Here is an 11,335-nt window from a genome sequence, read left to right as displayed (position 1 = left end):
CTTCTAGGCCCGGGCCAGCGCCAGCAGGCTGTCTGCCACTTCGCGCGGGTATTCGAGCGGCGACAGGTGCCGGGCCCGGGGCAGGACCCGCAGCGTCGAACCGGCGATGGCGTCGGCCAGCGCCTGGGCCATGGCCACGGGCGTCGCGTAGTCCTCTTCGCCGACCAGGATCCGGGTGGGCGCCTGGATGCCGGCCACGCCCGCGCGCAGGTCCATGTTGCCGAGCATGCGGCAGGTTTCCAGGTAGGCCGGCACGTCGTTGGCAAGAAAGATCCGCTTGCTGCGTTCGACGACGTCGGGATGGCCGCGGCGGAAGTCGTCGGTGAACCAGCGCGTTTCCTGGAACGCGATCAGGCTTGCCAGGCCTTCCTGTACGGCCTTCTGGCCGCGGCCTTCCCAATCGGCCGGGGCGGTCGCGCCATACCAGGACGTGGTGTCGAACAGGCCCAGGCCGATGGTGCGGTCGGGGTGGCGGATGCCGAACGCCAGGGCGACGCTGCCGCCCATCGATGCGCCGCCCACCACCGCGCGTTCCCAGCCCAGCGCATCGAGCACGCCTGCCACGTCGTCGGCGAAGGTCTCGATGCGATAGGGGCCGGCGGGCTTGTCCGACCGGCCGTGGCCGCGCGCGTCCAAGGCCGCCACTGCGGCGTCCGGGCCCAGTTCGTCCACGACCGTGTCCCAGAAGCTGTGGTCCATGGCCAGCGAATGGATCAGGGCGAAACGATGCTTCGCGTCGGTCCTGCCGTGCACGGCGTAGGCGATGCGGGTACCGTCGGCGGAGGGGGTGTGGTGCAGTTGCATGTCGGGCATCTCGTTGTCTGCTTGCGTCAATCGACCTTGCCGATGCGTTGCACGGCCTGGATCTGTCCTTCGGCGTCTTCCTTCCAGAACTTGGTGAAGTCCGAGGTGTTCAGGTATTTGATGGGCAACCCCGCGCCTTCTTCGATGACCTTCTGCACGCGGGCGTCTTCCACCGCGAACTTGACGGCCGCGCCCAGTTTTTCGAGCACCGCCGGCGGCGTGCCGGCCGGGGCGAACAGGCCGCTCCACTGATAGAACTCGACGTTGTAGCCGAGCGATTTCAGGCTGGGCAGCTTGGGGAAGGCTTCGACGGGCTCGCTGCCCCAGTGGGCCAGCAGGCGCAGCGCGCCGCTGTCCACGTGCTGTTTGGCCGAACCGGGCGAGACGGCCAGCGCCTGGATCTGCCGGCCCATCAGGGCCACCATGGCCGGACCGGCTCCGCCGTAGGGCACGTGCAGGGTCTTCATGCCGGCCGTGTTGGCCAGCGAGGCCATGTACATGTGCAGCGTGCCGTAAACGCCGGACGACCCGTAGGTGATCTGTTCCTTGCGGGCGTAGGCGATGAACTCCTGCGCCGTCTTCCACGGGCTGTCGCTGCGGACGGCAAGCACGGCGGGGTCGGCCGTGATGCGGGCGATGGGAGCGAACTGGTCGACCTGGTACATCGGCTGGCGGCCGATGAGCTTGTCGGCCGTGGGCATGCTGGAGATCGCCGGCAGCGACATCAGGATGGTGTAGCCGTCCGGCTTGGCGCGCGCGGTATGGGCGATGCCCACCGCGCCTCCGGACCCGACCTTGTTTTCCACGACGACGGGCTGGCCCAGCTTGCGCCCCATGGCTTCGGCCACCGGACGGGCCACGGCGTCGGTCACGCCGCCGGGGGCGAACGGCACGATCATGGTGATGGGGCGGGCGGGCCACTGCTGGGCCTGGGCCGTGCCGGCCGCGCAGCCGGCGGCGATGGCCGCGGCGATGACGCATGGGTTCATGTCTGCTCCTCCTGGTTCTTGCTTAGTCGTCGAGAATGTGGCCCCACTTCCGGCGGGTCGCGGCTTGCAGGGCTTTGCTTGCCTCGGCCACTTCGGGGAACCGGGCCAGGTAGTCATACGGCCGGCACGCATCGATGACGGCCTTCGAGTTGAAGGGCGTATCGGTGCCGAAGGTGACGAACAGCGGGTCGTTCTTCGATCCCATGCCGCGGCGCACGATGTCGATGTCGCGTTCGGGGTCCGAACGCGTGGCTACCGCCCACATCACTTCCTGCAGATTGGCCGGATCGATGTCTTCGTCCACCACCACCGCCCAGCGCGACATATAGGCGCCCACGCCGCAATTGAGCAGCAGGTGGCCGGCCTGGCGCGCATGGCCCGGATAGCGCTGTCTGATCGAGACCACGTTGAACATGCGGGCCCCGCCGATCTCGTGCGCCCACACCGCCTGCACGTCGGGCACGCCCGACGCCTGCAGCGCGTCCATCAGCAACGCCGAGCGCATCACGGCCTTGGAGTAGGAGTAGTCGTTGGGCGGCTTGGCGGGCGGGCTGCCGAGCAGGATGGGACGCGAGCGGTGGTAGACGCGCTCGATGGTGACCACGGGCGACACCCCTTGCTTGCCCGGGTAGTAGCCGTGGAATTCGCCGAACGGGCCTTCTTCCTTCAGGTCGCCCGGGTGCGCCCAGCCCTCGATCACGATCTCGGCGGCCGACGGAAACGGCAGGCCCGTGGCCTGGCCCCGCACGACCTCCACCGGTTGTCCGAGAATGGCGCCGATGTAGTTGTACTCGCACATGCCATAGGGCACCTCGATGCCCGAGATGGTGTAGCCCAGCGGATCGCAACCCAGCACGATGGCCACGGGGAAAGGCTTGCCGGCCGCCATGTGCTTGTCGTACTGGATGGCGCCGTGCTTGCCGGGAATCATGTCCAGCCCGACGTGGTTGCGGTCGTGGATCATGACGCGATAGGTGCCGACGTTGATCCAGTCCGTATCCAGGTCCCTGGTGACCACCATGCAGCCGGTGCCGATGTAGCGGCCGCCGTCTTTCTCGTGCCAGAGCGGGGCGGGGAAAGCCGATACGTCCACGTCCTTGCCCGCCGCCACGTGTTCCAGCACGGGCCCGGACTCGACTTCGACCGGATCGTATTCGGCGGCGCGGCTCTTCCAGGTGTTGGGCCGCCCCCGCAGCCGGCTCACCAGATCCTGGTGCCCGCCGATCTCGCCCAGGCGCAGGATGTTGGCCAGCCGCGCCGCGTTCGAGGTGGTGCACGTCAGCACGCGGTGGCCGGCGGGATAGCCGGGAATGTCATCGAACAGCAGTGCCTTGGGGTCGGACTTCTTGACGTTGAGCTCGGCGATGGCGCCCAGCTCCAGGTTCCAGTCCGCGCCCGAGACCTGCTTGAGCTGCTTTCCGGCGTCGATGTCTGCAAGCCATTGCCGCAGGTCCAGTCCGTTCGCCTTGGTATTCACCGTCATGCCGTTTCCGTAGGTGTGTCGCGCCGGGCGCGCAGGTGTTCAGGGTTCGATCCGGGCACGTTCGATCACGCCGCGGACGTTCTTCAGGTCGAATTCGATGCGTTGTTTGAATTCGGCGGGAGGCATGCCGCCCACGGTGGCGCCGTTGTCGGCGAAGCGCTGGATGACGTCGGGGGCGGCCAGGGTCTTGGCGACTTCGCGGTGCAAGGTTTCGACGATGGCCTCGGGCGTCCCCCTGGGAGCGAACATGCCGACCCAGTTCGAGGCGTCCACGCGCGGCACGCCCGCGCCCTGGGCGGTCTTCCAGTCGGGATGGTCGGCCATGGTCTTGCGGGTCAGCAGGCCTATCACGTGGACCCGGCCGGTCTTGACGTGGGGCAGCACGGCGGGCACGGCCACCACGCCCAGCGGCACTTCGCCGCCGGCCACGGCCGCCATGGCCGGCGCGCCGCCCTTGTAGGGAACGTGCATGAGCTTGATGCCGGCTTCCAGCGCGAGCCATTCGCCGCCCAGGTGGTTGTAGCTGCCGGCGCCAGGAGACGAGAACGCGAGCGAATCGGGTTTGGCCTTGGCGGCCCTGATCACGTCATCGAAGGTCTTGTAGGGTGTGGCGGCGTTGGCCACCAGCAGCAGCGGCGTATCGCTGACCAGGGTGATGGGCTTGAAGTCGCGTTCGAGGTCGTAGGGCACATGCTTGAACAGCGCCGGGTTGACCGAGAATTCGCCGGTATGCGCCATCAGCAGCGTGTAGCCGTCGGCCGGCGCCTGCGCCACGTTGGTGACGGCGATGAAGCCGTTGCCGCCGGGCTTGTTCTCGACGATGACGTTCCAGCCCAGGCGCTCGGTCAGCTTCTGCGCCAGCAGGCGGGCCGTCACGTCGACCACGCCGCCGGCGGCGAAGGGGACCACCATGCGTATCGGGCGAGTCGGATAGTCCTGTGCCTGGGACACGCCCGAGACGGCGGCGAGCAGGGTGCACGCCAGCATTCTTGCTGCTTTCATTTTCGTCTCCCTGTACCGGATCATCTGCGTCCGGCTTGTTCAAGTCCGGCGCATTGTGCCGACCGGGGGAGGGGCCGCCAAATGAAATGTTCTTATGGCGCGCATGAGGATTTTTACTGGCCTCGCACGCAAGGGGGCGGCATGTCACGGAGGCGTCATTGATGTAACGCTGCTAAAGCGCCGTCCTGCCCGGGCCGTTAAACAGCATGACGCGCAACGGCGGGGTTCTTCGGGACCCCGCCGTTGCCGTTTGTGGCCTAGGGTTTTCATCAGGACGTCATGAAGATACGAAGCAAATTGTTCGCGTTGGGGACCGCCGGCATCGTGGCGATCGCGGTCGTGGCCGGCTGTGCGGTGGCCGGGTTGCTGCGCCTGAGCGCGGCGGTCGACGATTACGCGCAGCGGCGGGTGCCGGCGCTGGTGGCGCTGGGCGCGCTTCGGGAAGGGCAGGTGCAGATCGCCCGCCATAGTCTCGAACCGCTCCAGTGGGCCGACGAATATTCCATCGAGGCCCGCAACGAATGGGAGCGCATGCTGCAATCGAAGGGCCGCACCTGGGCCGCGATGGAGGCTGCCCGCGCCGCCCTGTCGAACGCTCCCGCCACCGACGGCGAGTCCGAGGCGCTGCGGAGTTTCGATACGGCCTTCCATGCTTGGGCAGAAAAGGAAAAGCCGCTTACCGATCTGCTCAAGCAATTGGTGGAGGTCGACAGCGAGGAGCGCCAGCGCTTCCTGCTGCTGAAGTACCTTGCGGCCTATTCCGCGCAGGAGTCCTACTACGTGCAGGCCCAGCAGGCCATGCAGGCCCTGGCCGAGGCCGGCGCGCAGGCCGCGGCCGAGCGGGCGGCGGCGCTGCGGCAGGCCAGCGGCGGCCTGGCGGGCCTGATCGCGGGCGTGGGGTTGGCGGCCATCCTGCTGATGCTGGCGGGGGCGTGGCGCGTGGGCCGCGCCATCGTGGGCGCGATCGACGGCATGCGGGCGCGTCTGGCTTCCATCGCCGACGAGCTGGACTTCCGTCCGCGCGCGGACGTGCGCGGCAATGACGAGGTGGCCGACATGGCGCGCGCGCTGGACCGGCTGGTGGCGCGCATGCGCACGTCGCTGGCGACCATGCAGGGCCTGTCGGCGACCATGAACGCCGCCGGCGACGAGGTGTCCGCCGGCGCGGCCGAGGTGGCCGGGGGCGCGGCCCGCCAGAACGACGCCGCCGGGCGCATGGCGGTGTCCATGCAGGCGGTGGCCGCCAGCATGGCGCAGGTGGCGGAGTCGGTGGAGGAGGCGATCGGCCTGTCGCGCGACGCCTGTGGCCTGGCCCAGCGCGGCGGCGAACTGATCGGGACGGCGGGCGGCCGGATGGATGCGATCGCCGGCCGGATGGCGGCGGCGTCGCGGGCGCTGGACGCGCTGGGCCGCCATGGCGAGTCGATCCGCCACGTGGCCAGGCTGATCTCCGACATCGCCGGGCAGACCAAGCTGCTGTCCCTGAACGCGGCGATCGAGGCGGCGCGGGCGGGCGAGGACGGCCGGGGCTTCGCGGTCGTGGCCGAGCAGGTCAGGACGCTGGCCGAGAAAAGCGCGGCATCCAGCTCGCAGATCGGCCAGACCGTGGAGCGTATCGCCGATGAAACGATGGCGGCCGCCGAGCTGATGCGGGAGGTGATGGATGCCGTGACGGTGGGGCAGGCCAGCGCCGGGGAGGCGGGCCGTTTCATGGGTGAACTGCGCGCCGGTTCCGAGCAGGCCGCCCGGGTGGTGGCCGCCATCGGGCAGGCGCTGCGCGAGCAGTCGTCGCTGAACGACGGCGTCGCCCGCCACGTGGGCGACGTCGCTGGCATGGCCGGGCATTACCGGGAGGCGGCCGGCGCCATGGCGGCCCAGGCCGCCAGCCTGCGTGAAACCGTTCGTACGGTCGACGAAACCGTCAATTCGTTCAGGGTGTCGTAAGCCTTGCCGGACGCCGTTTTTCCTGGGATGCGAGGGCACGGAGGCGTTTCGGTTGACTCAGGGTTTGCGCTATACTTGCGGGCGGACGAGCGTGGGAATGAAACATGCATGTCCGACAGTTACCGCAGTAGCCGGTAAGACAGTTTTGGTTTTGCGCCGACAGTTTTTGTGTCGACACGCGCTGGCTTCACAACGCAGCGGTCCGCGCAAAAACATACATCCTTGCATGTAAGCACACGCGGGTGGTCTAGAATGGCGCCGGCTCCGGACGGGGCGGCAACAGGCGGCATTCGGCTTGCCCGCCGCAGGGAAGTCTGGTCCGCATCCTGCCGATTTTGCAAATGACGCCTCGGGCACCTTTCATGTCCGTGGCGTGACTCGAACAGGTTAGCTGATGAATATCGAGAGTTACCTTCCTGTCCTGCTGTTCATCATCGTGGGCAGCGTCATCGGTTTCGCGCTGATGTTCCTGGGCTCCGTGATCGGCCCGAACCGGCCGGACAGCGAAAAGCTCTCTCCGTACGAATGCGGCTTCGAGGCCTTCGAGGACGCGCGCATGAAGTTCGACGTGCGCTACTACCTCGTCGCCATCCTGTTCATCCTGTTCGATCTCGAGATCGCGTTTCTGTTTCCGTGGGCCATGGCCAACGAGCAGGTTGGCCTGCTCGGTTTCGGGACCGTGGCGGTATTTCTGGCCGTTCTCGTGATCGGCTTCATCTACGAATGGAAAAAGGGCGCGCTGGACTGGGAGTGATCCCAGCGGCACGCCGAAGGACATCGGGTTTCATTCATGGCTATCGACGGAATTCTCAACGAAGGCTTCATCACCACGACCGCCGACAAGGTCATCAACTGGGCCAAGACTGGGTCGCTGTGGCCCATGACCTTCGGCCTGGCCTGTTGCGCGGTCGAAATGATGCACGCGGGCGCGGCCCGCTACGACCTGGACCGCTTCGGCATCATCTTCCGGCCCAGCCCGCGCCAGTCCGACCTGATGATCGTGGCCGGCACGCTGTGCAACAAGATGGCGCCGGCCCTGCGCAAGGTCTACGACCAGATGCCGGAGCCGCGCTGGGTGGTCTCCATGGGCTCGTGCGCCAACGGCGGCGGGTATTATCACTATTCCTATTCGGTGGTGCGCGGCTGCGATCGCATCGTGCCGGTCGACGTCTACGTCCCGGGCTGCCCTCCCACCGCCGAAGCGCTGGTGTACGGCTTGCTGCAATTGCAGAACAAGATCCGCCGCACCAACACCATCGCGCGTTGACGTCGATGCCGGTGCGCGCGCTTTCCACTCCCATCCTTCCGCCCGGACCGGCCCAGGCCCGTCCGGCGTCGTCTTTTGATCCGAGCGCTCATGACCAAGCTTGAAACCCTGCGCCAGAATCTGCTGAGCGCCTTGGGCGAAGATATCCGCCTGACTCTCGCCCTGGGCGAGCTGACGCTCGAGGTGCCGGTGGACCGGTACGTGGAAGTGTGCCGGACGCTGCGCGACGATGCCGGGCTGAGCTTCGAGAGCTGCATCGACCTGTGCGGCGTCGACTACTCCACCTACGGCAACGAGGTGCGCGAGACCGGGCGCTTCGCCGTGGTGCTGCACCTGATCTCGATCGCCCACAACTGGCGCCTGCGCGTGCGCACCTACGCGGCCGACGACGACATGCCGGTCGTGCCCTCGCTGGTGGACGTCTGGCCCGGCGTCAACTGGTACGAGCGCGAGGCTTTCGATTTCTACGGCGTGCTGTTCGAGGGACACCCCGACCTGCGCCGCATCCTGACCGACTACGGCTTCATCGGCCATCCCTTCCGCAAGGACTTCCCGCTGTCGGGCAACGTCGAGATGCGTTTCGACCCCGAGCAGAAGCGGGTCATCTACCAGCCCGTCACCATCGAGCCGCGCGAAGTCACGCCGCGCGTCATTCGTGAAGATGGCTACGGAGCAGGGCGCTAATCATGGCAGAGATCAAGAACTACACCCTCAACTTCGGTCCCCAGCACCCGGCCGCGCACGGCGTACTGCGCCTGGTGCTGGAACTGGACGGCGAAGTCATCCAGCGCGCCGACCCCCATATCGGGCTGCTGCACCGGGCCACCGAAAAGCTGGCCGAGCACAAGACCTTCCTGCAGGCCTTGCCCTACATGGACCGTCTCGACTACGTGTCCATGATGTGCAACGAGCACGCCTACGTCATGGCGATCGAGAAGCTGCTGGGCGTGGAAGTGCCGCTGCGGGCGCAGTACATCCGGGTGATGTTCGACGAGATCACCCGCGTCCTGAACCACCTGATGTCGCTGGGTTCGCACGCGCTGGACGTGGGCGCGATGGCGGTGTTCCTGTATGCCTTCCGCGAGCGCGAGGACCTGATGGACTGCTACGAGGCGGTCTCGGGCGCCCGCATGCACGCGGCCTACTATCGCCCGGGCGGCGTCTACCGCGACCTGCCCGAGCGCATGCCGCAGTATCGCCCCAGCAAGCTGCGCAGCGACAAGGAAATGAAGGCCCTGAACGATGACCGCTCGGGCTCGCTGCTCGACTTCATCGAGTCCTTCACCAACCGCTTCCCCGGCTACATCGACGAGTACGAGACCCTGCTGACCGACAACCGGATCTGGAAACAGCGCCTGGTCGACGTCGGCATCGTCAGCCCCGAGCGCGCCAAGGCGCTGGGCTTCACCGGCCCCATGCTGCGCGGTTCGGGCATCGAGTGGGACCTGCGCAAGATGCAGCCCTACGAGGTCTACGACCTGGTCGACTTCGACGTGCCGGTGGGCACGAACGGCGACTGCTACGACCGCTACCTCGTCCGCATCGAGGAAATGCGCCAGAGCAACCGCATCATCAAGCAGTGCGTGGAATGGCTGCGCAACAATCCCGGCCCCGTCATGACGAGCAACCACAAGGTCGCTCCGCCCAGCCGCGCCGAGATGAAGACCAGCATGGAAGAGCTGATCCACCATTTCAAGCTCTTCACCGAAGGTTTCCACGTGCCTCCGGGCGAGGCCTATGCCGCGGTCGAACACCCCAAGGGCGAATTCGGCATCTACCTGGTGTCGGACGGTGCGAACAAGCCGTACCGCCTGAAGATCCGCGCCCCGGGCTTTGCCCACTTGCAATCGCTGGACGAGATGGCGCGCGGCCACATGATCGCCGACGCCGTCACGATTATCGGCACGCAGGACATCGTGTTCGGCGAGATCGACCGCTGAACCCATGACCGCGTCCCAACCGGATACCACCATGCTGCTTTCCGAACAGGCCCTCAAGAAGATCGACCGCGAAGTCTCCAAGTACCCGGCCGAGCAGAAACAGTCCGCCGTGATGGCGGCGCTGGCCATCGCGCAGGACGAGAAGGGCTGGCTGTCGCAAGAGGTGATGGAAGAAGTCGCGAACGTCCTCGGCATGCCCCCCATCGCCGTGCAGGAAGTCGCGACCTTCTACAACATGTACAACCTCAAGCCCATGGGGCAGTACAAGATCTCGGTCTGCACCAACCTGCCCTGTGCCCTGCGCGACGGCGAGAAGGCCGGGCATCACCTGAAGCAGAAGCTGGGCATCGATTATCGGGAAACGACCGCGGACGGCGTGTTCACGCTGCTCGAGGGCGAATGCATGGGAGCCTGCGGCGACGCGCCCGTGCTGCTGGTGAACAACAAGCGTATGTGCATTCAGATGTCCGAGGCCAAGCTCGACGCGCTCGTCGATGAGTTGAAGGCCGAGGCGAATGCCGGAGGTGCAAAATGAGCGTGGCCGAACCGGTCATCAGCACGGCGTTCCACAACCGCCACATCGACCCGCAGATCATGGCGGGGCTGGACGGCGGCAACTGGCGCCTGAACGACTACGTCGCGCGCGGCGGCTACGAGGCCCTGCGCAAGATCCTGTCCAGCGGCATGACGCCCGAGCAGGTCATCGCCGAGGTCAAGTCCTCGGGCTTGCGCGGCCGTGGCGGCGCGGGCTTCCCGACCGGCCTGAAGTGGAGCTTCATGCCGCGCACCTTCCCGGGCCAGAAGTACCTGGTCTGCAATTCCGACGAAGGCGAACCGGGTACGTTCAAGGATCGCGACATCCTGCGCTACAACCCGCACATCGTGATCGAGGGCATGGCCATCGCCGCCTACGCGATGGGTATCTCCGTGGGCTACAACTACATCCACGGCGAGATCTTCGAGGTGTACGAGCGTTTCGAGGAAGCGCTGGAAGAGGCGCGCGCCGCCGGCTTCCTGGGCAGCAACATCCTCGGCTCGAACTTCAGCTTCCAGCTGCACGCCCACCACGGCTACGGCGCCTACATCTGCGGCGAAGAAACCGCGCTGCTCGAATCGCTGGAAGGCAAGAAGGGCCAGCCGCGCTTCAAGCCGCCGTTCCCGGCCAGCTTCGGCCTGTACGGCAAGCCGACCACGATCAACAACACCGAGACCTTCGCCGCGGTGCCCTGGATCATCCGCAACGGCGGCGACGCCTACCTGCAGGTGGGCAAGCCCAACAACGGCGGCACCAAGCTCTATTCGGTCTCGGGCGACGTCGAATACCCCGGCAACTTCGAGGTGCCGATGGGCACGCCGTTCTCCAAGCTGCTGGAACTGGCCGGCGGCGTGCGGGGCGGTCGCAAGCTGAAGGCCGTGATTCCCGGCGGCTCCAGCGCCCCGGTGGTGCCGGCCGACATCATGATGGACTGCACGATGGACTACGACTCGATCGCCAAGGCCGGGTCGATGCTGGGGTCGGGCGCGGTCATCGTGATGGACGAGACGCGCTGCATGGTGAAGTCGCTGCTGCGCCTGTCGTATTTCTATTTCGAGGAAAGCTGCGGCCAGTGCACGCCGTGCCGCGAAGGCACGGGCTGGCTGTATCGCGTGGTCCATCGCATCGAGAGCGGCAAGGGCCGCCCGGAAGACCTGGACCTGCTCGATTCGGTGGCCGGCAACATCATGGGCCGCACGATCTGCGCGCTGGGCGATGCCGCGGCCATGCCGGTGCGGGGCTTCCTGAAGCACTACCGCGACGAGTTCATGTACCACATCGAGCACAAGCACTGCCTGGTGCCCGAGTACCTGTAGCCGCCGGCGCGCGCGCAACGAGAGCATTTACCGAAACGCACACGCCCCGCCCGAT

The 11,335-nt window shown here is 66.7% G+C and carries 11 protein-coding genes; 7 read left to right on the top strand and 4 right to left on the bottom strand.

Annotated features, from left to right (window positions below; translation table 11 throughout):
* Positions 1-3: 3 nt before the first annotated feature.
* From EV675_RS20780 to EV675_RS20765, 4 genes are read right to left on the bottom strand one after another with little or no spacing between them, the layout of a single operon-like run.
* A complete protein-coding gene (locus tag EV675_RS20780) occupies positions 4-804 on the bottom strand; it encodes an alpha/beta fold hydrolase (protein WP_130359390.1) in 801 nt (266 codons plus the stop codon).
* Between the two features lie 26 nt (positions 805-830).
* Positions 831-1,793, bottom strand: coding sequence for a tripartite tricarboxylate transporter substrate binding protein (locus tag EV675_RS20775; RefSeq protein ID WP_130359388.1), 963 nt, complete (start codon positions 1,791-1,793; stop codon positions 831-833).
* Between the two features lie 22 nt (positions 1,794-1,815).
* Positions 1,816-3,276, bottom strand: coding sequence for a UbiD family decarboxylase (locus EV675_RS20770; RefSeq protein WP_130359386.1), 1,461 nt, complete (start codon positions 3,274-3,276; stop codon positions 1,816-1,818).
* 39 nt (positions 3,277-3,315) lie between these two features.
* Positions 3,316-4,278 (bottom strand): Bug family tripartite tricarboxylate transporter substrate binding protein, encoded by a 963-nt coding sequence (locus EV675_RS20765; RefSeq protein ID WP_165404682.1) that lies wholly within the window; start codon positions 4,276-4,278, stop codon positions 3,316-3,318.
* A 279-nt stretch (positions 4,279-4,557) separates the two neighbouring features.
* Between EV675_RS20765 and EV675_RS20760 the strand changes: the two genes are divergently transcribed.
* From EV675_RS20760 to nuoF, 7 genes are all read left to right on the top strand, one after another.
* Positions 4,558-6,222, top strand: a complete 1,665-nt coding sequence (locus EV675_RS20760) for a methyl-accepting chemotaxis protein (RefSeq protein ID WP_130359382.1) — start codon at positions 4,558-4,560, stop codon at positions 6,220-6,222.
* A 394-nt stretch (positions 6,223-6,616) separates the two neighbouring features.
* Complete coding sequence (locus EV675_RS20755) at positions 6,617-6,976, top strand: NADH-quinone oxidoreductase subunit A (RefSeq protein WP_087839409.1); 360 nt, start codon at positions 6,617-6,619, stop codon at positions 6,974-6,976.
* Between the two features lie 36 nt (positions 6,977-7,012).
* Positions 7,013-7,489, top strand: coding sequence for a NuoB/complex I 20 kDa subunit family protein (locus EV675_RS20750; protein ID WP_087779235.1), 477 nt, complete (start codon positions 7,013-7,015; stop codon positions 7,487-7,489).
* Between the two features lie 90 nt (positions 7,490-7,579).
* A complete protein-coding gene (locus tag EV675_RS20745; RefSeq protein WP_087839410.1) occupies positions 7,580-8,173 on the top strand; it encodes an NADH-quinone oxidoreductase subunit C in 594 nt (197 codons plus the stop codon).
* Between the two features lie 2 nt (positions 8,174-8,175).
* On the top strand, positions 8,176-9,429 hold the full coding sequence (locus tag EV675_RS20740) for an NADH-quinone oxidoreductase subunit D (protein WP_087839411.1): 1,254 nt from the start codon (positions 8,176-8,178) through the stop codon (positions 9,427-9,429).
* 31 nt (positions 9,430-9,460) lie between these two features.
* The gene (gene nuoE, locus EV675_RS20735; protein ID WP_087839544.1) at positions 9,461-9,964 is read left to right on the top strand and encodes an NADH-quinone oxidoreductase subunit NuoE; all 504 of its coding nucleotides are present in this window, start codon (positions 9,461-9,463) and stop codon (positions 9,962-9,964) included.
* The gene (gene nuoF, locus EV675_RS20730) at positions 9,961-11,280 is read left to right on the top strand and encodes an NADH-quinone oxidoreductase subunit NuoF (RefSeq protein WP_087839412.1); all 1,320 of its coding nucleotides are present in this window, start codon (positions 9,961-9,963) and stop codon (positions 11,278-11,280) included. The genes nuoE and nuoF overlap by 4 nt, the downstream gene beginning before the upstream one ends.
* The last annotated feature ends 55 nt before the right edge of the window (positions 11,281-11,335 follow it).

Origin of the sequence: Pigmentiphaga kullae, assembly GCF_004216695.1 — a bacterium.
Taxonomy (GTDB): domain Bacteria; phylum Pseudomonadota; class Gammaproteobacteria; order Burkholderiales; family Burkholderiaceae_B; genus Pigmentiphaga; species Pigmentiphaga kullae.
The sequence above is the reverse complement of the archived record's forward strand: the minus strand, read 5'-3'. Positions and strand labels throughout refer to the sequence as shown.

Excerpts from the sequence above, each read along its gene's own strand:
- EV675_RS20780 (WP_130359390.1), bottom strand. The coding sequence starts at position 804 with ATGCAACTGCACCACACCCCCTCCGCCGACGGTACCCGCATCGCCTAC.
- EV675_RS20775 (WP_130359388.1), bottom strand. The coding sequence starts at position 1,793 with ATGAACCCATGCGTCATCGCCGCGGCCATCGCCGCCGGCTGCGCGGCC.
- EV675_RS20770 (WP_130359386.1), bottom strand. The coding sequence starts at position 3,276 with ATGACGGTGAATACCAAGGCGAACGGACTGGACCTGCGGCAATGGCTT.
- EV675_RS20765 (WP_165404682.1), bottom strand. The coding sequence starts at position 4,278 with ATGAAAGCAGCAAGAATGCTGGCGTGCACCCTGCTCGCCGCCGTCTCG.
- EV675_RS20760 (WP_130359382.1), top strand. The coding sequence starts at position 4,558 with ATGAAGATACGAAGCAAATTGTTCGCGTTGGGGACCGCCGGCATCGTG.
- EV675_RS20755 (WP_087839409.1), top strand. The coding sequence starts at position 6,617 with ATGAATATCGAGAGTTACCTTCCTGTCCTGCTGTTCATCATCGTGGGC.
- EV675_RS20750 (WP_087779235.1), top strand. The coding sequence starts at position 7,013 with ATGGCTATCGACGGAATTCTCAACGAAGGCTTCATCACCACGACCGCC.
- EV675_RS20745 (WP_087839410.1), top strand. The coding sequence starts at position 7,580 with ATGACCAAGCTTGAAACCCTGCGCCAGAATCTGCTGAGCGCCTTGGGC.
- EV675_RS20740 (WP_087839411.1), top strand. The coding sequence starts at position 8,176 with ATGGCAGAGATCAAGAACTACACCCTCAACTTCGGTCCCCAGCACCCG.
- nuoE (WP_087839544.1), top strand. The coding sequence starts at position 9,461 with ATGCTGCTTTCCGAACAGGCCCTCAAGAAGATCGACCGCGAAGTCTCC.
- nuoF (WP_087839412.1), top strand. The coding sequence starts at position 9,961 with ATGAGCGTGGCCGAACCGGTCATCAGCACGGCGTTCCACAACCGCCAC.